The following is a 24,543-nucleotide window of genomic DNA, read 5'->3' on the forward strand; positions in this document are numbered from 1 at the left end:
AAACCAAAAGCACGAGCTTTATCGCAAGCCCGCCTTGCTCCCGCCAGGGCAACGCAGTTCACTATACGGATTTCAGCTGATTGAGAATGCGTTTTTCTGAAATCGGATAGGCGGTGCCCAAGGTCTGGGCAAAACAGCTTACCCGGTATTCTTCCAGCATCCAGCGCACTTGTGCCAGGGCTTCCGGTACGGCTTGGGATTTGGGCAATTTTGCCAGTGTGGCGGCGTACTCCGCGGCCGCGTTGTGAATGCTGAGCATGTGCAGTTTGTCCCGGTTCGGGTCCACCGGCAGTTTATCAAGGCGGATTTCAATGGCCTTGAGGTAGCGGCTCACATCCGCCAGACGCTGCCAACCGGTGGCTTCCACAAACCCCTTGAACACCAGTTGTTCCAATTGGCTTTGAATATCGCTCATGGCAAAGGCGATATTGAGGCTGATTTTGCCCTTGAGGCGTTTGCGGATCCGTTGATGGGTGGTGAGGATGTCTTCCACTTTCAGCGCTATCGCTTCTGCGGTGGCATTCAGCTCCTGGCGCACCATGTCCCGCGCCTTGTCAAAGGCTTCCGGTGAACGTACATCCAAGGCACTTTCATCGAGGATTTGCTGCACGGCAGCATGAATGATGTCGTCAATCAGCCACTGCACCTGCCCGAACGGGTTAAAGTACATGGCAAGCTTTGCCTTGTTGGGCAATGCCTGCTGCAGATGCTTTACCGGTGACGGGATGTTGATGAGCAGCAGCTTGCGTACCCCCTGACGATGCAGGGTTTGGGCTTGTTGTTCATCATCAAATAATTTGATGGCAACGCTGTCACCTTCATCCACCAGCGCCGGAAACGCCTTGACTTCATAACTGCCGCGGCGCCGTTGGTATTCCTGTGGCAGCTGGCCAAAACTCCATTGGGTCAGGGATTGCTGCTCAATGCCTTTGTCGGCCACTTTGCGAATGGCTGACTTGACCTGCCCTTGCAACTCGGCCTTGAGTTTATCCAGGCTGCGGCTTTGGGCCACCAGCTTGCCGTGGTCATCCTCCACCTTGAAATTGAGCATCAAATGGGACGGTACGGCGCTGACATCAAAATCTTCAGGGCTTACCCGGGTGCCACTCATGCGCAGCAACTGGCGGCACAGGCTCTCCAGCAAGGGCTGCTCCAGCGGTTTCATGGCCTGCACGCAGGCCCGGGCATAATCTGGTGCCGGCACAAAATTGCGCCGTAACGGTTTGGGCAGGGACTTGATGAGTGCCACGCATTTCTCTTCCCGCAGCCCCGGAACCTGCCAGTCGAAATCCCGCTCCTCAAGCTGGTTCAGCAAGGCCACCGGAATATGCAGTGATACCCCGTCATCCTCTTCGCCCGGCTCAAAGCGGTAGCTGAGTGGCAAGGTCAAATTGTCCTGCTGCCAGTTGTCGGGAAAATCCAGTGCCGATACATGGGCGTCGTCCCGCTGCATCAGCAATTCACGGTTGAAATTCAGCAGCTCCGGCGTTTGTTGCTGCTGCCCCTGCCACCATTTCTTGAACAGGGGCAGGCTGTAAATGCCCTCGGGAATGCGTTCATCGTAAAAAGCGAACAAGGTGCCTTCATCCACCAGAATGTCCCGCCGCCTGGATTTGTGCTCCAGGGATTCCACTTCATCCAGCAAGGCTAGGTTCTGGCGGTAAAAGGCGTCTTTAAGGGTTAACTGTCCTTCCACCAGCGCGCTGCGGATGAAAATTTCCCGGGCTTCCTTGGGCTGCACCGGGCCGAATTGCACCTTGCGCCGGTTCACTACCGTCAACCCGTACAGCACCTGGTTTTCCAGTGCAATCACGGCGCCTTGCCTGGCCTCGAAATGCGGTTCGACATAGTGTTTTTTTATCAGGTGGGCCGCTAACGGTTCCAGCCACTCGGGCGCAATGGCCGCACAGTGGCGGGCAAACAGCCGCGAGGTTTCGGTCAGCTCTGCCGCCATCACCCATTTTGGGCCTTTTTTGGCCAGCGGTGAACCGGGAAACACATAAAACTTGCGGTTACGAGCGCCCTGGTATTCGTTATTCTGATCCTTGAAGCCTATCTGGCTCAGCAAACCGGACAGCAAGGCCTGATGCAATGGGTCATAGCCGGCAGGTTCACTGTTGAGGCGCCATTTAAGGTCATGCACACTCTGGCGCAACTGGGCGTACAAGTCCTGCCATTCGCGAATGCGCAAGTAAGACAGATATTCCGCTTTGATCTGTTTGCGTAACTGGTTGCCGGACAGCGCTTGTTGCTGGGCCTTGAGGTAATTCCAGAGGTTGAGCAAGGCCACAAAATCGGATTTTTTGTCAGCAAAGCGGTTGTGAGCTTCATCCGCCGCCTGCTTTTTGTCCATGGGGCGCTCGCGGGGGTCCTGAATGGACAGCGCCGCCACAATCACCATCACCTCATGCAGGCAGCCCAATTTGTTGGCCTCCAGCACCATCCGCGCCAAACGCGGGTCTACCGGAATGGTGGCCAGTGCCTGCCCTTGGCGGGTCAGCCGCAACTGCCCTTTGTGCCGTTCAACGGCCTGCAGCTCTTCCAGCAGCAAAAAGCCATCGCGGATATTGCGCTCATCCGGCGGCTGGATGAAAGGAAATGCGGCGATGTTGCCAAGGCCAATGGCCAGCATCTGCAAAATCACCGACGCCAGATTGGTGCGCAGGATTTCAGGATCGGTAAACTGCGGCCGGTTATTGAAATCATCCTCGGCATACAAGCGGATGCAAATCCCCGGCCCCACACGACCACAACGCCCTTTACGCTGGTTGGCACTGGCCTGGGAAATGGGTTCAATGGGCAGGCGCTGCACCTTGGTGCGATAGCTGTAACGGCTGATCCGGGCGGTACCTGGGTCTATCACATAACGGATGCCGGGCACGGTAAGTGAGGTTTCCGCCACGTTGGTGGCAAGCACAATGCGCCGCCCTATGTGGGATTTGAACACCTTGGACTGTTCACCATAAGACAACCTGGCATACAGGGGCAGCACTTCCGTATCCCGCAAATTGCGCTTATTGAGCTGCTCGGCCACATCGCGGATTTCCCGCTCGCCGTTAAGGAAAATCAGAATATCCCCGGGGCCTTCCGCTGCCAGCTCATCCACCGCATGAAAAATGCCGTCAACCAAATCCAGATCCGCATCATCATCCTGCAACAGTGGCCGGTAACGGGTTTCCACCGGATAAGTCCGGCCGCTCACTTCCACTACCGGCGCATTGTTAAAATGGCGGGAGAAGCGTTCCACATCAATGGTGGCCGAGGTGATGATGAGTTTCAAATCCGGCCGTTTTGGCAGAATTTGCTTCATGTAGCCCAAGATGAAGTCGATGTTCAGGCTGCGCTCGTGGGCCTCGTCGATAATCAGGCAATCATACTGGGACAACCATTTGTCCGAGGCCAGCTCTGCCAGCAAAATCCCGTCGGTCATCAGTTTGATGTAGGAGTCCGGCGATATTGCATCGGCAAAGCGCACTTTAAAGCCCACCGCCTGCCCCAGCTCGGTTTGCAGCTCCTCTGCCACCCGGTTGGCCACGCTGCGCGCCGCCAGGCGCCGGGGCTGGGTGTGGCCGATAAGGCCGCGGCTGCCAAGCCCCAATTCCAGACAGATTTTCGGCAGCTGGGTGGTTTTGCCGGAGCCGGTCTCGCCGGCCACAATCACCACCTGATGGTTGATGATGGCGGCGGCGATTTCATCCCGTTTCTGGGATACGGGCAACTCTTGCGGATAATGGATCTTGGGGCGATTGTCCAATCGTTGTTGTGCCCGCGCGAACGCCGCCTGGGCCTGCTCGGCAAGTGCAGCCAGTTTGGCGGTTTTATCGGCATCGCCTGACTGACGGGAAAGTTTGCCCAGCGCGCGCCTCACAGGTGCCACATCGGCCTGAAAGCACTGCGCCAGAAATTCGCGGGAAAGGGGAGACAACTTGCGATTCAAAACAATGACATCCAATAAACGAAAAACGGTGATCCTAGCAAGGATACGCCGTTTTTCCTATGGTTTGTAAAATCCGCCCGATGACTGCTGGCTTTATGGGCAGTTTCTGTCTTTGTCAGGCGGGGGTTTTATAGCAATGTTCGGCATAACTGCGAATGGCCGACAGCACATTGAAGCGGTCAATCACCCCTACCACGTGGCCGTTGTCCACCACCGGATAGATTTTGGGTTTTTGCCCCAGCATCTGCTCTGCCAGTAACAGCACGCTATGCTCCGGTTTTACCCACAACACATCGGTGCGCATCCGGTCTTTTACCAAGTCAGCCAAATCGCAGTAATAACTGCTGCGCAACATGGCGGCAATGCAGTCCTGCTGGGATAAGAACCCCACCAACTGGCCATTGGCCGCCACAACCGGCGCGCCCGCCTTATGCTGATCAAGAAGCAAATCAACCGCTTCAGCAATGGTCATCTCCGGTGATAACAATACGGGTTTGCGATCCATGTGATCACTGACTTTTATTTCCATAACGCTTCCCCAACACTAGAATTTACCCCTAAGTGTAGTCGCCATTGTGCCGGGGTGAATAACGCGATATGTCGATTGCCCTGATGGGTTTTGTTACTGTTCGCGCCAAATCATCACCAACGGCGCTTCGCCCCGTTTGCGGCTGGCCCGGTACATGCCTTCGGTATTAAACGGGGTGGCAATGTTGCCGTGTTGATCCATGGCGATTACGCCGCCGCTGCCGCCCGCTTGCACCAATTGCTGGTTAATCACGTCATCCGCCGCTTCGAGTATGGACTTGTGCAGATATTTCACCTGGGCACAAATGTCGCCGGTTACATGGTAGCGAATGAAATATTCCCCCCAGCCAGTGGCAGACACCGCACACACGCCGTTTTGTGCATACGTGCCGGCACCAATAATGGGAGAGTCGCCAATGCGGCCAAAACGTTTGGCGGTCATGCCGCCGGTGGAGGTGGCCGCCGCCAGATTGCCTTGGCTATCCAGTGCCACTGCGCCCACGGTACCGAATTTGTAGTCCAGCGCCTGCGGTGACAATCCGGCCTGTTGTGGCACTTTTTCCGCAGCAGCGATTTTGGCTTTGGCTTTCAGCAACTGCTGATAACGCGGCTCGGTGTCAAAGGTATTGGCAGGCACCAGTGTAAACCCCTGGGTCAGGGCAAACTCTTCCGCGCCGGCGCCACTGAGCATCACATGCTCGGATTTTTCCATCACCGCGCGGGCCAAATCCACCGGATGTTCGATGTGGCTGACCCCGGCCACGGCACCGGCATTCATGGTGCGGCCATCCATAATGGAGGCATCCAGCTCGTGTTTGCCGTCGTAGGTGTACACTGCCCCGCGCCCGGCATTGAATAACGGGCTGTCTTCCAGCACATTGATGGCGGCCTGCACCGCATCCAGACTGCTGCCATCCTGGCTCAGCACCCGGTAACCAGCATTGACCGCTTCGGTCAGTTTGGCGCGATACTCCTTTAACTGGGCATCACTGAGATTGGCCTTGGAAATGGTACCGGCCCCGCCGTGAATGGCAATGGCGTAGGGCGCCTCTGAAGCCATGACGGATGAGGCGGGCAGCGCCAACAAGGCCAGGGCTGCCCATAATCGTTGTGGTTTGGTTTTCATGTTGTTGATCCCTTGTGCACGAGCAGTCTTCTTTGTAGCGGTTTTATTGTGCAAAAACAATCTACAACTTGCTTGATGGCCATTCCAGGGTAACAATATTCCACAGGGATACCGCAATACCGGATTGGATGCTTGTTCGCTACTTACCGCATTATTTTAACTGCATGGCTGTGTACCGTGGCGGCATTGCTACTACCAACTGTGGCATGGGCCGCAGCGGAGCCGTTGTTAACCGTTTCGATTGACGGCGCCGACGGCCCGTTAAAACGCAACATTCTGGCTCATCTTGGCGCCCTGCCACAGGATGAAACCCAGCGACGCGCCTGGCTGTTTGACGTACAAAGCAATGTTGAAGAAGCGCTGCAGTCCCTTGGGTACTACCATGGCAAAGTGCAACAACAGCTGCTGAAAAACGAGCAGACTCCCTGGCAGCTTACGCTGAATGTCACCCCCGGAGAAGTGACCCGCATTCAGTGGGTGGACATGGTACTGGAAGGTGACATCCTGCACGATAAAGTGGTGGCCCAGTGGCTGAACCGGATAAGCCTTAAACCCGGCGCGCCCCTCAATCATGGCGACTATGAAGCGGTAAAGGCCCAATTGGCGGCGCTGGCGCTGTCTCGTGGATATTTTGACGGTAATTACGCGCTGGCGGAAATCCGCATCAACCGGGATCTGAACCTGGCCAAAATCAACCTGCGCTTTGATTCCGGCCGCCGTTACCACTTTGGTGACGTGAGTTTTGAAGGCCACACCCTGCAACCGGGGTTTCTTGACAAACTGCTGCCATTTCAGGAAGACACGCCCTACAACACCCGGGATTTATCGCTGCTGAATCAGGAGTTGCTGGACACGGGCTATTTTGACAGCATTAAAGTGCTGCCCCAGCTGGATAAATTGCAATACGGCACGGTGCCGGTAAAAGTGGAGTTATCGCCCAAACCCCGCCACTCCTTTCAGGTGGGGCTGGGGGCGGATATCGGCAACAGCTCCGGCAGCGAAATCGAGCCACGGGTAAAACTCATCTGGCGCACGCCCCAAATCAACCGCTACGGGCATTTTCAGGAAACCAGTGTGGAATGGTCGCCCAATCGCCCCAAAATGCTGTTTACCTACACCATTCCCCTTAGCCATCCGCTGGATGACCAGCTCAAACTGCGCTTTGGGTTGCTGTGGGACAAGTACGGCGTTATCCAGCGTTATGACGCAGACACTGAAACCTACCATAACGTGGGGCAGCTGGAGTCCCGTAAACGGCTGATAGGCGTTGGCCGTAACAAGCGGCTGGGACGCGGCTGGCTGCTGAACTACTCGCTGGATATTCTGCGCGAGCAATATACCCAAACCGATGTGACCTATGATCCGCAAATGCTGGTGTTTGGCGCCAGTATCACCAAAACCAGCCGCAGCGATAGCAGCCTTGATCCCAAAGCGGGTTTCAGGCAGTTGTACCGGATTGAACACGCCGAACCGGCGCTGGGTTCTGATGCCCGGCTGACCAAGGTTGAGGCCCGCTTCAAGTGGATATACACCTTTTTTGAAAAACACCGCTTTGTGGCCAGGCTCGACCTTGGGGTTAACCGGGTCAGTGAACAGGACTTGCCCTTCATTCCACCGTCCCTGCGCTATTTTGCCGGGGGGGATCAAAGTCTTCGTGGCTACAGTTTTCAGGAGTTGGGGCCGCACCTGACCTACCATGACAAGGAAGGCGTGGCGTTTCAGGAAGTGGTTGGCGGCCGCTATCTGGCGGTGGGCAGTGTGGAGTATCAATACTACCTCACGCCCCAATGGCGTTTGGCCACTTTTGTGGATGCGGGCAATGCCTATGACAACGGCCAGCTGGACCCGGTGATTGCCCTCGGCGGCGGGGTGCACTGGATTTCGCCATTGGGCCCGATAAAACTGGATGTGGGCTTTGGGGTACATGATCCCGCCCTTGACTATCAACCCTGGCGCATTCACCTGAGCATGGGGACCGAGCTATGACCCAGTCCCAACCCTTGCCACATCTTCCCCCTCTGCCGCCCAGGCGCCCTTTCACGCTGGGGCGTTTCCTGCGCTGGTCACTGCGCTTGCTGGTGTATGTGCCGCTGTTATTGCTGTTACTGGTGGCATTGCTGGTAGGCACAGGCCCCGGCACGCACCTCACGCTGGTGCTGGCGGAGCAGTTGGTGCCGGGGCTGCAGCTCAGCTATCAAAACGGGGCGATCAATGGCCAGCTGCAACTCAAGCAGGCCTCCTGGCAGATGCCGGGGGTGAGCGTGCGCAGTGGCCCGTTACGGCTGCAATGGCGCCCGGCCTGCCTGTTGCAGGCACAGGTATGCGTTGATGAGCTGCACCTTGACCACATACAGGTGTTGGTTGATACGGCCGCACTGCCTACAACCGCTAAACCTGACACCGACGAGCCGCAAGCGGCGTTACAGCTACCGGTAGGCATTCAGTTACAAAGTGCCAGTCTGCAACAGGTAAAGGTGCAGGTAGACCAGATGCAGTTTAACGCCGGGCAGCTGATGCTAAGCGCCAACTGGCAGAAAAACGGACTGTGGGTGAATCGGCTGAGCAGCCACGGCTTGCACGTCATGCTGCCTAACAGCGCCTCGGCACCGGACGCCGCCACAGCCACCGCACCTGTCGCCCAGCCGGAGTGGCCCTTGGCCCACCTGCCTGAAATTCGCCTGCCCTTTGCTGTGAATGTGCAAACGGCGCAGCTCAATGATTCCCACATCACCATTGGCCCGTATCAGCAAGCCCTGAGCGAACTGACACTGCAGGGCAGTTTCCATGATGAACAGCTGACCGTGCAGCGCCTTGCCCTGAATCATGAGTATGGCCAGGGTGAATTGCACGGTGATATCCGCTTTCTGGGCCATTACCCCATGCAACTGCAGGCCAAGGTGGATATTGAACATCTTCCCCAGTTACCCGGCCTGACAACCCAGCACGTCACCCTGGATGTGCACGGTAGCCTGGCCCAACTGGAGACCCGATTGCAACTTGCCGGCGAACAACAAGCCACGCTGCACGGCAAGATTGACCTTAGCCGAGACACCCTGCCCTACCAGCTTGAGCTGGAAAATGCCCGGCTGCACTGGCCGCTGGTCAATCCGCAATACATCGCCAGCGATTTTGCCTTGCAAAGCGACGGAACCTTGGCGCGGCAAAATGCCAGCCTGAAAGGCCAACTCACCACCCCTTGGTTAGCAAACGCCGCGCTGGAAGCAGCGCTTGTCCATCAAAAGCAACAATTGGCGGTATCCCATTTCAAAGCCAGCACACCTGCCGGGCAACTGACACTGCAAGGCAGTTTGGATTATGCCAAAGGGTTTGCCTGGCAGGCCAAACTGGGAGTGGAAGAGCTGGATCTGGCACAGCTCTCCCTTGATGTGGATGACATTCACATCCCCGACAGCAGCATCAGCGGCCAATTGCAGACCCACGGCCATCTGCATGACAAACAATGGCTGGTGGCGCTGGAAAATGCCGATCTCAAGGGCTCCGCCGCCAAGACCCCGTTTGTGCTCAGCGGTAATTTCAGCATCGACCAACAATGGCATGTTCAAAGCCGGGCGCTGCAGCTGACGGCGTTCAATTCCTCCCTGTGGCTGGATGGCAGTGCCGGCAAACACTGGGATTTAGACAGCCGCCTGCATGTTCAGGAGCTGGCGCTGTTATATCCCGAGGCCCAGGGGCAACTGCAGCTCACCGCCAAGGTCCAAGGGGATGGGCAACATCCCCAGCTGCAGATAAAGGGGCAAGCCCGGCATCTGCAGTTTATGGACTACACACTGGCACAGGCGCAAATTCAGGGGGATTATGCGCCGCTGGATGAACATGACTTCACGCTGCAGCTGACAGGGGATGAGCTCACCCTTGCAGGGCAAACAATGGATAAACTAACCCTTGATGCCAACGGCAATCTGTACCGGCAACAGGCTAGGCTCAGCACCCAAGGGGAACAATCCCTTCAGGCAATACTCAGTAACCGTTACCTGCCCGAACAGCAGCAACTGGCACTGTCCGTATCCGAGCTACAGCTAAGCAGCATGTTGGGGCAGTGGCAACTGACAGCCCCGGCCAACGTGCAATGGGATCTGGAAAAACAGCAGGGGCAGCTATCACCATTTTGCCTGCATACCCAGGCCAACCAACTGTGTCTGCAACGCCCGGTGGCCCTGGCTGACAAGGGGCAGGCCCAGTTAGCCTACCAAGGGGAGCCGGGGCAACTGCTCAGCCCTTGGCTGCCTGAAGGTGTGGCCTGGCAAGGAAAAGCCACCATGGCCGCCAGCCTTGATTGGCAACCCGACAGCAAACCCGAGGCCACGGTGCAGCTGGACATTGCCCCCGGCGTCATCACGGTGCCCAATGGCCGAAAAGCCGCTGCCCCCATCGCCTTTGATGGCGGCTATGTGACAGCAGTGCTGGACAGTCAACAACTGACAACCCGGGTGGCCTTTACCGCCGGGGAGATCCTGCAGCTTCATGGCGACATGGCGGTGGGTGTCAGTCCGGAGCACCCCCTGCAGGGGCATATCCGCATGCAGCGCATCCAACTGCAGCCGTTGCAAAAACTGGTACCGCAACTGCACACGCTGCAAGGGGTGGTTGATGGGGATATCGGCATCAGTGGCAGTTTGCAAAACCCGCTGTTTAGCGGTCAGTTGCAACTGAGCGATGCCGAGTTGGTCAGCATCAACAACCCGACTCAAATCAAACAGCTACAACTTAAACTGCAGTTTGCCGGACAACATGCCACCCTTGATGGCCACTGGCAGATGGGCGATGGCGATGCAAAAATGCAAGGGGATGTTCGCTGGCCGGATGGCCGTTTTCAGGGCAATCTGACCCTCAAGGGTCAGTCACTGACGGTTATCGAGCCACCGTTGGCCATTTTGCAGGTGTCTCCTGACATCCAGCTCAGTTTTGCCCCCGATAAACTGCATGTCAGCGGACAAGTGGACATTCCATCGGGCAAGATAAGCATTGTGCCACTGCCCGATGGCGGCGTGGCGCTGTCTGATGACGTGGTGTTTGACGATACCATTGCCAAGGCACAGGCCCGTACCACCCCCATGGCCATTAGTGCCGATTTGGCCCTGAATGTGGGCAATAAAGTGGCTATTGACGGTTACGGCCTCAAGGGCATGTTGCGAGGCACCTTGAAATTGCAACAGCAGGCCTATAAACCGGCACAGCTTTTCGGCAATATCCGGGTACTCAACGGCAGCTACCGCTTTTTGGGACAAACCCTGTCGATTGCCACCGGTGAATTACAGTTTGCCGGCCCGCCACAAATGCCCAATCTGAATGTGGAAGCCGTGCGCACCATCAAGGAAGAGGATGTCATTGCGGGCGTCAGGATCACCGGCACCCCGTTAAAACCCGTGGTGACGCTGTTTTCCAATCCGGCCAAGGAACAGGCGGAAATCCTGTCTTACATCGTGCAAGGGCGCGGCTATGACTCCAGCCAGAATAACGCCCTGATGCTAAGCGCGGCCATGGCCATCAGCGGTCAGGTCACCGGGGGCGGCCAGGCACTGAGCAACCTTGGCAATACTGCAGCCGGATTGGTGGAAACCTTTGGTTTTTCCAATGTGCAGCTGGACGCCAATGATGATGGCAAAGTGGCCATCAGCGGTTATCTGGGGAAAAACCTGATGCTGAAATATGGCGTGGGGGTGTTTACCCCGGGTTATGAAATGACGGTGCGCTATTACCTGTTGTCCCGTCTCTATCTGGAGTCGGTCACCAACGCGGTGGGCCAGTCCCTGGACATCTATTACAGTTTCGATTTGTAGCCTTGCAAGATTGCGGCTGGCACCTGATGGCCAGCCGCGCCACTGGCGACGAGCTAACGGCTACCCATGATTACACTGGCAGTTTTGCCAAGGCATCCGCCACCAGCTGCCCGCGCCATCCCTGCAGCAGTAAGGGTGTATCGCCGCTTTTGTCGTTCCAGTACCAGCCAAGATACTCATTGATATGCCGTTTGGAGCCCAAAAGCTCCATGGGCACAGCAGTATCCGTGGCAATCTGCTCCAAACGCCCCTTGAGGGTCTTGAACGCGTTCTTGTATGCAGGTTTCAATGCCAGCACATCCACCGGATCCGGCAGCGAAGAGAAATCCACCTTGTTGATAAGGTTTACCATGTCTTTGGCATAAAAGCGCTTTTCCTGATCCGTAAGATCTTTAAGGCGCATGATGTCGTTAATGGTGCGAGGCTGCTTTTTGGCCAGCGCTATCAGCGCATGATCTTTCATCACGAACCCCAGCGCCAAATCCTTTTTCATGGCTTTATCAAGGCGCCACGCCGCCAGTTGCCGCAGTACCGCCAGCTCAGTGCTTGACAACTGAAACGCGTTTTTCACCTTGAGGTAGGCCTGTTCCCTGACCGGCGGGGTTAACCGTCCCTTGGTCATTCTGGCGCTCTCTTCCAGCGCCCACTGATAACGCCCTTGCTGTTCCAGGGTCTGTTTCAACTCAGGAAACAATTGATACAGGTACAAGACGTCATTGGCGGCATAAGAGAGCTGGGACATGGTCAAAGGCCTTCTTATCCAGTCGGTTCTGGACTCGCCCTTGTCCAGCGCCACCCCCAGGTATTGCTGCACCAGTTTGGCATAACCCAAACCATGGCCATTTCCGGCCAGCCCGGCAGCTATCTGGCTGTCAAGCAATGGTGCTGGCTGAATGCCGCCGTCATGGGCAAACACCTCCAGATCTTCGCTGCAGGAATGCAGCACCTTGGTGATATTGGGGGCGGTTAACAGTTGCCAAAAACCCGATAAATCATCAATGGCCACCGGATCAATCAAGGCCAGTGTTTTGCCATCGTAAGCCTGGATCAGTCCCAGGCGCGCATAATAGGTACGTGTACGCACAAACTCGGTGTCAAGTACCAGCAGCTCACTTTGCCGATACTGCTCCAACAATGGCTGCAGTGTGGTACGGCTGTCAACATATACATAATCTTGCAAAACTTACTCCCGTAAAGCATTTCTCACCGGCATAAAAAAACCGGCTGAATGCCGGTTTTTTCTGGGGGCTCAGGCGCTTTTCGCTTCGTCCCTAAGCTCCCTTCGCAGGATTTTTCCCACATTGGTTTTCGGCAATTCGTCGCGGAATTCTACCAGTTTTGGCACCTTATAGCCCGTTAAATGCTTACGGCAATGCTTGATCAACACGTCTTTGGTTAACGACTTGTCTTTGGCCACCACAAACACCTTCACCAGCTCGCCGCTGACCGGATGAGGAACCCCCACGGCGGCCACTTCCAGCACGTCAGGGTGCAGTGCCACCACCTCTTCCACCTCGTTGGGGAACACATTGAAGCCGGAGACCAGGATCATGTCTTTTTTACGATCCACCAGATAGAAAAAGCCCTTGTCATCCATGTAACCGATATCGCCGGTGGCCAGCCAGCCATCGGGACTTATCACTTTGGCGGTTTCTTCAGGCCGGTTCCAGTATCCATGCATAACCTGGGGCCCTTTGGCAAACAGCTCGCCGCATTCGCCGGGTGGGAGCGCCTGCCCGTCATCGCCGCGCACCTCAATGAGGGTGGATGGCATGGGCAGGCCAATGGAGCCGTTGTAGCCTTCCAGATTGTAAGGCGTCCCCGCCACCACTGGCGACGCTTCGGTCAAGCCATACCCTTCCAGCAGTTTGGTCTTGGTCAAATGCTGCCATTTTTCTGCCACGGCCCGCTGCACGGCCATGCCGCCGCCCATGCTGAGCTTCAGGGAGGAAAAGTCCAGCGAGGAAAATTCCGGGTTATTCAGTAATGCGTTGAACAGGGTGTTGACCCCGGTCAGCGCCGTAAAGGGAAACTTGCGCAGCTCGCCGATAAATCCTGGAATGTCCCGCGGGTTGGTGATAAGCAGATTGCGGGCGCCTTTATGCATGAACAGGAACAGGTTCACCGTCAGCGCAAAGATGTGGTACAACGGCAACGCAGTGACCACGCTTTCCTCACCGTCGGTCAGCAGCGGCGAATAGGCGCCATTGGCCTGCAGGACGTTGGCCACCACATTGCCATGACTCAGCATGGCACCTTTGGAAACGCCGGTCGTTCCGCCGGTATATTGCAAAAAGGCGATGTCATCCGGCGTCATTGCCGGCCTAACATACTCATGGTGTTGCCCTGCCCGCAGGGCTTTACGCATGGAGATGGCATCGGGCAATGAATACTTAGGCACCATGTGCTTGATGTACTTCACCACAAAGTTCACCAGAGTGCGTTTGGGGGCGCCCAGCAAATCGCCAATGCCGGTAATGATGACGTGTTTGACCGGGGTTTGTTCCACCACCTGATCCAGCGTATTGGCAAAGTTGGACACCACCACAATGGCTTTGGCCTCGCTGTCTATCAGCTGGTGTTTCAGTTCCCGTGGGGTGTACAGGGGGTTTACGTTCACCACCACCATGCCGGCCCGCAGCACCCCGAAAATGGCAATGGGATACTGCAGCAGGTTGGGCATCATGATGGCGACTTTATCGCCTTTTTTTAAGCCCAGATCATGCTGCAGATAGGAAGCGAATGCCCGGCTGCGCTCTTCCAGTTTCCGGAATGTCAGGTTGGCGCCCATATTGATAAATGCGGATTGATCGGCAAATCGTGTCACGGCCGTTTCAAACATCTCCAGCAAGGAATTGAACTGCCCTGCATCAATTTCGGCAGGGACATCAGCTGGTAAGCTTTTAATCCAGGGTTGCTCCACAAATTTCTCCTAAATTCCGGCATCAGCACCACGACCACAACGGCTGTCGTCACGCCCGTAAAGGGGTATGCACTGAGTAAAGTTCTTATCATTGGGAACCGGTGCCCGGCACGGTTCTGACTCTTTATATCGCGACCTTATGCATGATGTTAAAAAATCATACAGTCGTTTGAATTTTGATCATATTCACATAATTTCCTGGCTTTGCCTAGCCCCGTCAGCGCATTTTGTCTGTTCAAGGAAGTCCTTGATGACTAAGGCAACTTTCTCAGCATTCTGCATATGTAAATGATGATTGCCCGTCAATTGCACTTTGGTCAAACAGGTAAACCAAGGCGCCACCTTTGGCACCAGTTGCGTCAGCGAAGGGTACCCCTCACTGCCGGTGAGTAACAGCGTTGGCAGCGCAATTTTTTGCATCCATTGTTCAATTTGTGCAAAAGTCAGTCGTTGCGGCGAATCGGTACGCAACCGGGGATCGGTGCGCCAGTAACTGCCACGCTCATCCTTGGCCAGATTGCGCTCCAGAATAAGCTGGCACCATGGTGCTTCCAATCCGGTTAACCGCTGCCGGGATTGCACCGCCTGCGCCAATGTGCAGTAATGACGCCCCTGTAGCGTTTTTTGCAACGTTTGCTTGAAGCTCTTGCAAAGCCGCATCTTTTGCTGCTGAGGGTCTTCAAACAAAGGCACCAGTGCCTCCAGCAACACCAATGCCTTGACCCGCTCCGGGTATGCGGCGCCATAGGCACTGGCCACCAGACCGCCTAAGGAATGCCCCAGCAAATATACCGGTTGCTGCGGCGCAACAAGGTCCAATAGACGATGCAGGTCATACAGGTAATCCACCCAATGCAAGGGGTAATGACCGGCGCGCCAGGATGACAAGCCATGTCCCGGCCAGTCTATTGCCAGTATGTGGTAATCGGACTGAAGATGGGCTGCGAGCGGTATAAAACTGTTGAGGTTATCCAGCCAGCCGTGCAGTGCAATGAGCAGCGGCTTATCGGCATTGCCCCATACCCTGGCAGCGATTTGCTGTGTGCCAAGATGAAGCATCCCCTCTACGGGGCCGGAAGATTGCCATAGTTCCATGGATTTGTCAGGCTGTCCTTCAAATTTTTATCATTCTACCCCGGCATGAAACCGGTGTAACGGTTGGCGGCTTTAATGCCTTAATGCCTTGATCCATCCCTGCCGGCAACAACCAGCCGCCAGCAACCGTACAGCGCTGCCAAGCCGATGGCAAACCACAGCATCACCCAGAAAATTGCAGGAATGTAGGTAATGCGGGCCAGCAAGGCGGCATCGCCCCCCTGCCCCAATCCCAACAGCACGGCAGGGCTTGCCAGGGCATTGAGCATCACTATCAGTGCCACAAGTCGCAGGCTTCCCCGCAGCAGTGTGTTGTAGGTAAGCTTTAACGGCAACAAAAACAGCAGTGCCAAGCTCAGCATAATGGCCACGCTCAATACGTCGCGGCCCCATAACAACAGCGTGAGCAACACCGCGCTGCCCAGCATCAGGTAACTCTGGCGCATGCCTTTGCCAAGGGTTGACAACCAAAACAGCAGCGCCCCCCAAAGGGCGGCACCGGCATAACCGCTAATGCCAATGAATACCGGCCAGCCCCCTTGGCTGTAACATAAACCGGAGCCGTCGGGAAACAGGCGAATATGACTGACCACCCCACCTGAGAGCAAGGTGGCAATGGCATGGGACAATTCGTGAAAATAACTCTCAAGCCACTGAAATGGCAGCGACACATAAGGCAGGCGGGATAACACCAACGCCAGCAGCAGCTCCACCCAGAATTGCAGCCTGCCTGGGCGCAGCCTTGGTGATGACATCAGGACATTTGACTCAGGCATATACGTCCACACCCACCATTTGGGAAATATGCTCCCGTTGATCGGCATTTTGCGTTAGCAGATAGACCGAGATGGCGCCACTACTGGCCCCCAGTTCCCGTTCATATTCTACCCGTGCCTGATATTTGGCATCCAGTTGCAAGGGGTCGACCACTGCCGCCGGTGTGTCATTGACCGATGCCACGGCCTCATTAATGACTTTTTCCCGGGAAGATGCGGGCGGACGATTACTGGCAACTGCCTGCGACAAGCCTGGAGTATTGTTCAGTGACATCCGCTGAATGCTCATTGCTGCACCGTCCGTTTGTTCATTATGCCGTCACGCCATTTCGGTTATTCCCGGCCGGGAAGTTTTTTCCAGGCCACAGTATCGCGCAAATACACCGGTGCCAATTCATCCACGGCAGTGGCATGGCCCTGTTGCCATGCGTTTACGGCAAGGGTAAGCATGGCATCCGCATCAGGATATTTCACGCTCTCCAGCAAGGTCAAGTTGTCCACTTGCTGCAGCAGCTGCGGATAGCGGGCAAAACCGCTGCCACAGGCCAAGATCTCATCCGTGGTGTCAAATGCCGCAAGTAGCGCATCAGGGGCAGTCACCTGCTCCTCACCTACCAGTACCGCCAAGCCGTCCTGCGCCACAAAGCAGCCCCAGTATATCTCGTCCATGCGGGCATCAATGGCGCTAATCACATATCGTGCGCCCGTAGTGGAAATGACTTTTTGTGCCATGGCCGCCAGTGTGGAAACGCCCAGTACCGGTACATCCCGCGCCAGCGCCAATCCCTGGGTCATGGAAGTGCAGATGCGAATGCCGGTAAAGCTTCCCGGGCCGCGCCCATACACAATCAGCCCCACATCCGCCATGGTCAGCCCCGCTTGTGTCAGCAAGCTGTCTATCATCGGCAATAACCGCTGGCTGTGCTCCCTTGGCGCCTCTTCTGCGGCCGCCAGCCGGCCACCGGGCCACTGCAGCGCGGCAGAACACAACTCGGTACAGGTATCCAATGCCAGAATGACTGGCGGCAGTGGTTGATTAGCTTTCATCTATGGCCCTCGGCTGCCGGACACAACACCATGCCGGCTGACTTTTTAACGGCGGCGATCATACCACCAATCGCCGATAAACCAAGTTTCATGCCCCACAAAACCCCATGAAACCAGCCTGATGCCTTATGTAGTTCACAAATTGCGCATATACACCATCCCCCCCGCACTGCCGCCCAAGGTTTCGTGATATGTTTCAAAGTATCATCATTGATGCAACAGGTATGCTCTGGCTAATTTTTCCGGGGCGAAAAGTGAACTTTGACTATCATCGTTTGCCATAGTGACAAGCCTCATCAGCAAACAAAGGAATTTTCATGTCTGATCAATCCAATCACACCCATGCGTTCAAAACGCCGCTGCGTCGTCTGCGTCGTCTGCGTACCTCTGAAGCCATGCGGGCAATGGTTCGGGAAAACTTCATCTCTCTGGACGATTTGATCCATCCGATTTTTATTGAAGAAGGCATCTCTGCACCGGTAGACATCCGCACATTGCCGGGGATCAGCCGTTTCCCGGAAAGCATGCTGGTACAGGAAATCAAAGAACTGCAACAACTGGGTGTGAAATATGTCATGCCTTTCGGGATCTCCCATCATAAAGATGCCATCGGCAGCGATACCTGGAACGACGAAGGGCTGCTGGCACGCATGGTGCGCACCATCAAGCAGACTGCACCGGAAATGGTGGTGATCCCTGACATCTGTTTTTGCGAATACACCGACCACGGTCATTGTGGGGTGATTGAACATCACCATGATGACGTGCACGTATGCAACGATGCCACCGTGGAAAACCTGGTCAAGCAGGCAGTTTGTGCCGCCAAGGCCGGTGCCGACATGCTGGCACCTTCTGCCATGATGGACGGCCAAATCCGCGCCATGCGTGACGGACTGGACGCTGCAGGTTACGAAAACGTCTCGATTCTGGCCCATTCCGCCAAATTCGCCTCCGCCTTTTACGGCCCGTTCCGGGAAGCCGTTGCCAGCGAACTGAAAGGCAACCGCAAGGGGTATCAGCTTGATTGTGCCGACGGCCGTCAGGCCATGGTAGAAGCCCTGCTGGATGAAGAGGAAGGTGCCGACATCCTGATGGTTAAACCAGGGACGCCTTACCTGGACGTACTGGCCCGCTTGCGCGACCGTACCGACATGCCGCTGGCCGCCTATCATGTGGGCGGTGAATATGCCGGCATCAAGTTTGCCGCCCAGGCAGGCGCGCTGGATGAACGTGCCGTGGTTACCGAAAGCTTTATCGGCTTCAAACGGGCAGGAGCCAGCCTGATTGTAAGTTATTACACCAAACAGTTTGCCCAGTGGCTGGCTGAAGACGCCGCCAAATAAACCGCAACACACGCCAACACAAAGGGAGCTTCAGGGCTCCCTTTGCTTATCCTTTACTCATCCTTTCCTTTACTCATCCATTTCATAATCAGTACCCGCCACTGGCATCAGTATTGGTGTAACCGCGATATCAGGTTAAGCACTGCTGTTAGCAAAAGTGCCCACAGGCGCAGCATGAGCCGTTTTCAACTCTATAAATATCACAGCAAAACAAAGAAAAACAAAATATATCAATTATCTTTTTGATTTAATTTATTTTATTTCATCTAAAAAATTCATCACTTTTTGCATGTCCCGGGTACGAGCCATGGGGGGCAATGAATTCAAGAATGCCTGGCCATAGGAGCGATTAACAATGCGGTTGTCACACAGGATCAAGACGCCCCGGTCATGCTCATCCCGGATCAGGCGGCCAAAGCCCTGTTTTAGCGCAATCACCGCCTGGGGCAATGAAATGTCCTGAAACGGATCGCCGCCCCGCCGTTGCAGTTCAGCGGCACGGGCACGGTACAAATTATCATCCGGTGAGACAAACGGCAGCTTGTCGATAATCACGCACGATAACAGGTGTCCGCGGACATCAACCCCCTCCCAGAAGCTGCCGGTGCCCAGCAACACGGCATTGCCCAACTGCCGGAATTTTTTCAGCAAGCTTTGCTTGCCGGCACTGCCCTGTATCAATAACGGGTAATGGCAACGCCCTTGCAGCGCCAGCGCCATGCGCTCCAGCATCCGATGGCTGGTAAACAGGATAAAGGTGCGCCCTTTGGCAGCGTTAATGGCTGCCAGACAAATGCTCAGCAACCGCTGCAACTGATAATCCGAGTCGCTGCGCACATCCGCCAGTTGCCGCGGTACACAAAATAGTGCCTGCTGCTGGTAATTGAACGGGCTGTCGAGGATCATTTCCCGGCAATCGTTAAGCCCCATGGCGGCAGCAAAATGCCCCAGTGTCCGGTTTACCTGCAACGTGGCGGAGGTAAACAGCCAGCGGCAGTCATCATTAAACAGTTGCTGGCATTCCTTGGTCACGTCGATGGGCGCCATCCGCAGTAGTGGCAGGCGGCCGTTCAGCTCCAGAGAATACGCGGCGCTGGGGTTGTCACAAGCCAGAAACTGTTGCAGCCGGGAAAGATAATCCAGCCATTTTTCAAAGCAGTCATCCAGCAGTTCGCTGCGCCCCACATGGGCCAGCAACAACCGCTGCAGTGCCTGAAACTCCTCCAGCAACTGCCAGCTCTGGGTGGCCAGCGTCTTGTCTGCCAGCACCAAACGCCAGTCGCTTTGCTGGTGCTGCAAACACGCCTGTGCCCAGTCGTTTAAGCGGCTGATGCAGCGCCGCGCCATATCGCCCAGTTGCTCGGTGTCTCGCAGCTCATTGAGGTACACCTCTTCCACCCGTTCCAGTAACCGCGCCATGGCACCCAGCGACAACTGCTGACCGAAATAACTCACGGCAATATCGGGCAGTTGGTGGGCTTCATCAAAAACCTGCATGTCGGCCTCAGGCAGCAATTCGGCAAAGCCGGTGTCTTTCAGTACCCGGTCAGCAAAAAACAGGTGATGGTTGATGACAATCAGTTTGGCATCCAGGGTTTTCTGGCGGGCCCGGCGGGTAAAGCACTGTTCATAAAAAGCGCAGCGTTTGCCGCTGCAACTTTCCCGGGTCGATGCCACCAATGCCAATGCGGGGGATTGCTCTGACACCGTGGCAATGGTGCCCAAATCCCCGTCATGGCTGGCGGCGGCCCACTGTTGTATACGCAGCAAGTCATCCAGGGTTTGGCTGTCAAGCGTTTGGGCACCATCCAGCTGTTGCTGCAACCGCAACTGGCACAAATAATTATTGCGCCCTTTGAGCAGTGCCACTTTCGGAGAGATGTCCAGCATCTGCAGCAATGCGGGAATATCCTTATAAAACAGTTGCTCCTGCAGGTTTTTACTGCCGGTGGACACAATAACCCGCTTGCCTGATAGCAACGCCGGGATCAGGTAGCCAAAGGTTTTGCCAACCCCGGTACCGGCTTCCAGCACCAGTTTGCCAGCCGCTGCATCCAGGGTTTCCGCCACCGCTTGCGCCATCTTGAGCTGCTCGGCGCGGGGTTTATAACCCCTGATACCTTGCGCCAATGCGCCTTCTTGGGAAAAGGCTAATGTAACTTCCTTCACTAAACGGCTGATGATGGCACCCCGGTAACTGCAGCATGAATAGGGCATTATCACCAATTCACCGGTGACGGCAAGTATCCCCAAGCGCAACAGCATGCCGAAATGGCGCTTTCATCCTTCGCTGGAAACTGCATGAAGATGCAAATAACCCAATTGCAAATTAATTGTTGCAAATGGCCGGTAAAGGGATTAATTTAATTTACAACCTGTTCTGCCAAGGCTGCCCGCCACAACACGTGAGCACTAAAACACACTAGCGCCAAGGTCAGAATCAACCAGATGAATTTCGCCCGTCAAAACGGGCAACAGGATCAGAATTTATGAAACAGCTCCGATTTGCTATCCACCATCACCACCATAAGCGGTAGCCTTCGGAGCTCACTGCCGAAGGTGCTATTCCTTCCGGCGGTTGATTCAAATCATTTAACACCCCCGGAAGGAATTCCGGGGGTGTTTTGTTTTACGTCTTTAATTTTGAATCAACAATCAGGAAATAGCCGACATGACCGAGTCAAACCGATTAAGAATCGCCATCCAAAAATCTGGACGCTTGTCAGAAGAATCTCAAAAACTGCTGAAAAAATGCGGTGTTAAGTTCACCGTTAACGAACAGCGCCTGATTGCCCACGCAGATAACATGCCACTGGATCTGCTGCGGGTACGGGATGACGACATTCCGGGGCTGGTGATGGATGGTGTGGTTGATTTGGGCATTATCGGTGAAAACGTACTGGAAGAGGAAGAGATTGAGCGCCAGAGCCTGGGAATGCCGTCAGCATACCAAAAACTGCGGCAACTGGATTTTGGTGCCTGCCGCTTGTCGCTGGCGGTACCCAAAGAATTTGCCTATCAGGATGCCAGCTCCCTGGAAGGGTTGCGCATTGCCACCTCCTACCCCAACCTGCTTCGCCGTTTTATGCAAAATAAAGACATAAGTTTTCGAAGCTGTTTATTGAAGGGTTCGGTGGAAGTGGCACCTCGCGCCGGCCTGGCAGACGGCATTTGCGATCTGGTGTCCACCGGCGCCACCCTGGAAGCCAACGGCTTGTATGAAACCGAAGTCATCTACCGCTCCATGGCCTGCATCATTCAATCCCAGCAAGTGCAATCCCCGGAAAAACAGCTGTTACTCGACACCCTCATGAGCCGCATTAACGGGGTTATCCGTGCCCGGGGCAGCAAGTACATTTTGCTGCACGCCCCGGTAGACGTACTGGAGCAGGTGGTGGCGCTGCTGCCGGGGGCGGAAAACCCCACGGTGTTGCCGCTGAAAAACGATAGCAGCCGGGTGGCCATTCACGCCGTGAGCAGTGAAGACCTGTTTTGGGATACCATGGAACAACTCACCGAATTGGGCGCCAGCTCCATTTTGGTGATGCCAATTGAAAAGATGATGGGGTAATCACGATGCAAACCCTTAACTGGAACCAACTGGACAGCGCCGCCCAAGCAGCTGCGCTGTGCCGCTCACCTTTGGTGGGGGATAACACGCTGGAGTTGCAGGTACAGGAGATCATTCAAACTGTACGCCAGCTCGGTGACAATGCCCTGCGGGATTACAGCCGCCGCTTTGATAAAGCCGAGGTGGGTGAAATCCGCCTGTCTGCTACAGACATTCAGGCCGCATCCGCGCGGGTGAGTATTCCCCTGAAAAACGCCATTCAGGTGACCATGGGCAATATCCGCCGTTTTCACGAGGCGCAACAAGCCAAGGTCATTGCCCTTGAGACCCAACCGGGGATCCGCTGTGAGCTCCACAGCGAAGCCATTGACGCGGTGGGACTCTATATTCCCGGGGGAAGTGCCCCGTTGATTTCTACCGTCATGATGTTGGCACTGCCTGCCAGTATTGCCGGATGTGCCCGCCGGGTGCTGGTCAGCCCTCCGCCCATCAATGATGCCATCATCTATGCCGCCACGGCTTGTGGCGTTAACGAGATTTATCAAGTGGGCGGCGCGCAAGCCATTGCCGCCCTGGCATTCGGCACGGAATCACTCGCGCCGGTTGACAAGATTTTCGGCCCCGGCAACCGTTATGTTACCGAAGCCAAAAGTCAGGTGTCCCGTGATACCGGTGCCTGTGTCAGCATTGACATGCCCGCCGGCCCCTCGGAAGTGCTGGTGATTGCCGACAACTCAGCCAATCCGGCATTCGTGGCGGCGGATTTGCTGTCCCAGGCAGAGCATGGCCCGGACTCCCAGGTCATGCTGCTCACCGACAGTGAACCCCTGGCAACCGCCGTTGCCAAAGAGGTGGACACCCAGCTTAGCGCCCTGCCCCGGGCGGAAATCGCTCGCAAGGCACTTTTTTGCAGTCGCACCTTGATTGTCAGCGACATGCAGCAGGCCGCGGAGGTTTCCAACCGTTACGGGCCGGAGCACCTGATTTTACAACTGCGCCAACCCCGCGAGTTACTGCCCAGCATCCGCGCCGCAGGTTCGGTCTTTGTAGGCCCTTATACGCCGGAATCCGTAGGCGACTATGCCAGTGGCACCAATCACGTATTGCCCACTTATGGTTATAGCCGCACGGTTTCCAGCTTGTCACTGGCGGATTTTTGCCGCCGCTTTACCGTGCAGGAACTGACCGCTGAAGGCCTGCAGGGACTGGGTGACACGGTCATGACCCTCGCCGCCGCCGAACAGCTGGACGCCCACAAAAATGCCGTGGCCCTGCGCCTTGCCAGTTTGAACAACCCGGGAGATGCCAATGAGTAGTCGTCCATTGACATTGGCCCGGCAACTGGCACGCCCGGAGCTGCTGCAACTTGAACCTTACCAGAGCGCCCGCCGCATCGGCGGTCAGGGTGATATCTGGATTAATGCCAACGAAAGCCCGTTTAACCGGGCATCACTGCCCCGGCTGAATCGTTATCCCGAATGCCAGCCACCGGCGCTGATTGCCGCCTATGGCCGTTATGTGGGGGTTGCGGATAACCAGATTGTCTGCAGCCGCGGTGCCGATGAAGCCATCGAGCTGTTAATCCGCACCTTTTGTATTCCCGGGCGCGACAGTATCGCCCAGTTCGGCCCCACTTACGGCATGTACGGCATCAGCGCCCGCACCTTCAACGTCGGCGTCGTGTCACTGGCACTTAACGCCGATTACAGCCTGCCGCAAGATTTCAGTGCGGTCGCCGGCTGCAAACTGGTGTTTATCTGTAACCCCAACAACCCCACCGGCACCCTGGTCAGCCCACGGGTCATTGAGCAAGCGCTGCAAGACCTGCCCGAGCAGCTGGTGGTGGTGGATGAAGCCTACATTGAATTCAGTCCGGCGTATTCCGTGGTTAGCCTGCTGGATAAATATCCGAATCTGGTGATTCTGCGCACCCTTTCCAAAGCCTTTGCGCTGGCCGGGGCCCGCTGCGGCTTCATGCTGGCATCAGAGGATGTGGTATCCATGGTGATGCGGGTCATTGCCCCTTATCCGGTACCGTTACCGGTGTCGGAGCTGGCAGAAGCCGCCCTCAGTGAGGCGGGACTGCAGGCCATGCAGGCGGATGTCACCCTGCTCAACACCCAAGGTGTACGCTTAAGCCAGGCATTGCAGCAACTGGGCGCCGAGGTGTTACCCAGTGGCGGCAATTTCATTCTGGCATTCTTTGATGATATTCAGGCTGTCAGTCAGGGGTTAAAGGATGCCGGCATTGTGGCCCGAGCCTATAAAGATCCCCGTCTAGTGGATGCCATCCGCTTCAGTTTCAGTAATGAGCTGGAAACCGGCCTTGTTATCGAGGCGCTGGAACGCATTCTCAACTAATTGACCCGACACAGAGACCGGCCAACCGGTACAAGGTA

General features: G+C 55.8%; 16 protein-coding genes. 6 read left to right on the forward strand and 10 right to left on the reverse strand.

Annotated features, from left to right (window positions below; translation table 11 throughout):
• Positions 1 to 61: 61 nt before the first annotated feature.
• The 3 genes from hrpA to ACIDEJ_RS04995 form a co-directional block, all read right to left on the reverse strand.
• On the reverse strand, positions 62 to 3,943 hold the full coding sequence (gene hrpA / locus ACIDEJ_RS04985; protein ID WP_411987102.1) for an ATP-dependent RNA helicase HrpA: 3,882 nt from the start codon (positions 3,941 to 3,943) through the stop codon (positions 62 to 64).
• Positions 3,944 to 4,052: 109 nt separating this feature from the next.
• Positions 4,053 to 4,466, reverse strand: coding sequence for a CBS domain-containing protein (locus tag ACIDEJ_RS04990; RefSeq protein WP_411986987.1), 414 nt, complete (start codon positions 4,464 to 4,466; stop codon positions 4,053 to 4,055).
• Between the two features lie 93 nt (positions 4,467 to 4,559).
• Positions 4,560 to 5,591 (reverse strand): isoaspartyl peptidase/L-asparaginase family protein, encoded by a 1,032-nt coding sequence (locus tag ACIDEJ_RS04995; protein WP_411986988.1) that lies wholly within the window; start codon positions 5,589 to 5,591, stop codon positions 4,560 to 4,562.
• 132 nt (positions 5,592 to 5,723) lie between these two features.
• Between ACIDEJ_RS04995 and ACIDEJ_RS05000 the strand changes: the two genes are divergently transcribed.
• Both ACIDEJ_RS05000 and tamB read left to right on the forward strand, forming a co-directional pair.
• A complete protein-coding gene (locus ACIDEJ_RS05000; protein ID WP_411986989.1) occupies positions 5,724 to 7,577 on the forward strand; it encodes an autotransporter assembly complex protein TamA in 1,854 nt (617 codons plus the stop codon).
• Positions 7,574 to 11,389, forward strand: coding sequence for an autotransporter assembly complex protein TamB (gene tamB / locus ACIDEJ_RS05005; RefSeq protein WP_411986990.1), 3,816 nt, complete (start codon positions 7,574 to 7,576; stop codon positions 11,387 to 11,389). The genes ACIDEJ_RS05000 and tamB overlap by 4 nt, the downstream gene beginning before the upstream one ends.
• 70 nt (positions 11,390 to 11,459) lie before the next feature.
• On the opposite strand, the gene rnd is transcribed toward tamB, so the two are convergent.
• From rnd to tsaB, 6 genes are all read right to left on the reverse strand, one after another.
• On the reverse strand, positions 11,460 to 12,569 hold the full coding sequence (gene rnd, locus ACIDEJ_RS05010; protein WP_411986991.1) for a ribonuclease D: 1,110 nt from the start codon (positions 12,567 to 12,569) through the stop codon (positions 11,460 to 11,462).
• Positions 12,570 to 12,638: 69 nt separating this feature from the next.
• Positions 12,639 to 14,312, reverse strand: coding sequence for a long-chain-fatty-acid--CoA ligase FadD (fadD, locus tag ACIDEJ_RS05015; protein WP_411986992.1), 1,674 nt, complete (start codon positions 14,310 to 14,312; stop codon positions 12,639 to 12,641).
• A gap of 186 nt (positions 14,313 to 14,498) precedes the next feature.
• Positions 14,499 to 15,407: an alpha/beta fold hydrolase gene (locus ACIDEJ_RS05020; protein WP_411986993.1), complete on the reverse strand. Its 909-nt coding sequence runs from the start codon at positions 15,405 to 15,407 to the stop codon at positions 14,499 to 14,501.
• A gap of 80 nt (positions 15,408 to 15,487) precedes the next feature.
• Entirely contained in the window at positions 15,488 to 16,183 is a 696-nt protein-coding gene (locus ACIDEJ_RS05025) for a M50 family metallopeptidase (protein ID WP_411986994.1), read from the reverse strand.
• Positions 16,176 to 16,472: a hypothetical protein gene (locus tag ACIDEJ_RS05030; RefSeq protein WP_411986995.1), complete on the reverse strand. Its 297-nt coding sequence runs from the start codon at positions 16,470 to 16,472 to the stop codon at positions 16,176 to 16,178. Before ACIDEJ_RS05030 ends, ACIDEJ_RS05025 begins: the two co-directional genes overlap by 8 nt.
• Positions 16,473 to 16,516: 44 nt before the next feature.
• Positions 16,517 to 17,230 carry a tRNA (adenosine(37)-N6)-threonylcarbamoyltransferase complex dimerization subunit type 1 TsaB gene (gene tsaB / locus ACIDEJ_RS05035; protein WP_411986996.1) on the reverse strand — a complete coding sequence of 238 codons (714 nt, stop codon included), beginning with the start codon at positions 17,228 to 17,230 and terminating at the stop codon, positions 16,517 to 16,519.
• A gap of 317 nt (positions 17,231 to 17,547) precedes the next feature.
• On the opposite strand from tsaB, the gene hemB reads away from it, so the two are divergent.
• Complete coding sequence (hemB, locus tag ACIDEJ_RS05040; protein WP_411986997.1) at positions 17,548 to 18,573, forward strand: porphobilinogen synthase; 1,026 nt, start codon at positions 17,548 to 17,550, stop codon at positions 18,571 to 18,573.
• A gap of 252 nt (positions 18,574 to 18,825) precedes the next feature.
• Here the strand turns inward: hemB and ACIDEJ_RS05045 are convergent, their stop codons facing one another.
• Complete coding sequence (locus ACIDEJ_RS05045; protein WP_411987103.1) at positions 18,826 to 20,790, reverse strand: ATP-dependent DNA helicase; 1,965 nt, start codon at positions 20,788 to 20,790, stop codon at positions 18,826 to 18,828.
• 454 nt (positions 20,791 to 21,244) lie between these two features.
• On the opposite strand from ACIDEJ_RS05045, the gene hisG reads away from it, so the two are divergent.
• From hisG to hisC, 3 genes are read left to right on the forward strand one after another with little or no spacing between them, the layout of a single operon-like run.
• Positions 21,245 to 22,144, forward strand: coding sequence for an ATP phosphoribosyltransferase (hisG, locus tag ACIDEJ_RS05050; protein WP_411986998.1), 900 nt, complete (start codon positions 21,245 to 21,247; stop codon positions 22,142 to 22,144).
• 5 nt (positions 22,145 to 22,149) lie between these two features.
• Complete coding sequence (hisD, locus tag ACIDEJ_RS05055; protein ID WP_411986999.1) at positions 22,150 to 23,460, forward strand: histidinol dehydrogenase; 1,311 nt, start codon at positions 22,150 to 22,152, stop codon at positions 23,458 to 23,460.
• Entirely contained in the window at positions 23,453 to 24,505 is a 1,053-nt protein-coding gene (hisC, locus tag ACIDEJ_RS05060) for a histidinol-phosphate transaminase (protein ID WP_411987000.1), read from the forward strand. Before hisD ends, hisC begins: the two co-directional genes overlap by 8 nt.
• Positions 24,506 to 24,543: the final 38 nt, after the last annotated feature.

Source organism: Shewanella mytili (genome assembly GCF_046765975.1).
GTDB lineage: Bacteria > Pseudomonadota > Gammaproteobacteria > Enterobacterales > Shewanellaceae > Shewanella > Shewanella mytili.

Excerpts from the sequence above, each read along its gene's own strand:
- ACIDEJ_RS04995 (WP_411986988.1), bottom strand. The coding sequence starts at position 5,591 with ATGAAAACCAAACCACAACGATTATGGGCAGCCCTGGCCTTGTTGGCG.
- hisC (WP_411987000.1), top strand. The coding sequence starts at position 23,453 with ATGAGTAGTCGTCCATTGACATTGGCCCGGCAACTGGCACGCCCGGAG.
- ACIDEJ_RS05045 (WP_411987103.1), bottom strand. The coding sequence starts at position 20,790 with ATGCCCTATTCATGCTGCAGTTACCGGGGTGCCATCATCAGCCGTTTA.
- ACIDEJ_RS05020 (WP_411986993.1), bottom strand. The coding sequence starts at position 15,407 with ATGGAACTATGGCAATCTTCCGGCCCCGTAGAGGGGATGCTTCATCTT.
- ACIDEJ_RS05030 (WP_411986995.1), bottom strand. The coding sequence starts at position 16,472 with ATGAGCATTCAGCGGATGTCACTGAACAATACTCCAGGCTTGTCGCAG.
- hisD (WP_411986999.1), top strand. The coding sequence starts at position 22,150 with ATGCAAACCCTTAACTGGAACCAACTGGACAGCGCCGCCCAAGCAGCT.
- tsaB (WP_411986996.1), bottom strand. The coding sequence starts at position 17,230 with ATGAAAGCTAATCAACCACTGCCGCCAGTCATTCTGGCATTGGATACC.
- hemB (WP_411986997.1), top strand. The coding sequence starts at position 17,548 with ATGTCTGATCAATCCAATCACACCCATGCGTTCAAAACGCCGCTGCGT.
- ACIDEJ_RS05025 (WP_411986994.1), bottom strand. The coding sequence starts at position 16,183 with ATGCCTGAGTCAAATGTCCTGATGTCATCACCAAGGCTGCGCCCAGGC.
- ACIDEJ_RS04990 (WP_411986987.1), bottom strand. The coding sequence starts at position 4,466 with ATGGAAATAAAAGTCAGTGATCACATGGATCGCAAACCCGTATTGTTA.
- hisG (WP_411986998.1), top strand. The coding sequence starts at position 21,245 with ATGACCGAGTCAAACCGATTAAGAATCGCCATCCAAAAATCTGGACGC.
- tamB (WP_411986990.1), top strand. The coding sequence starts at position 7,574 with ATGACCCAGTCCCAACCCTTGCCACATCTTCCCCCTCTGCCGCCCAGG.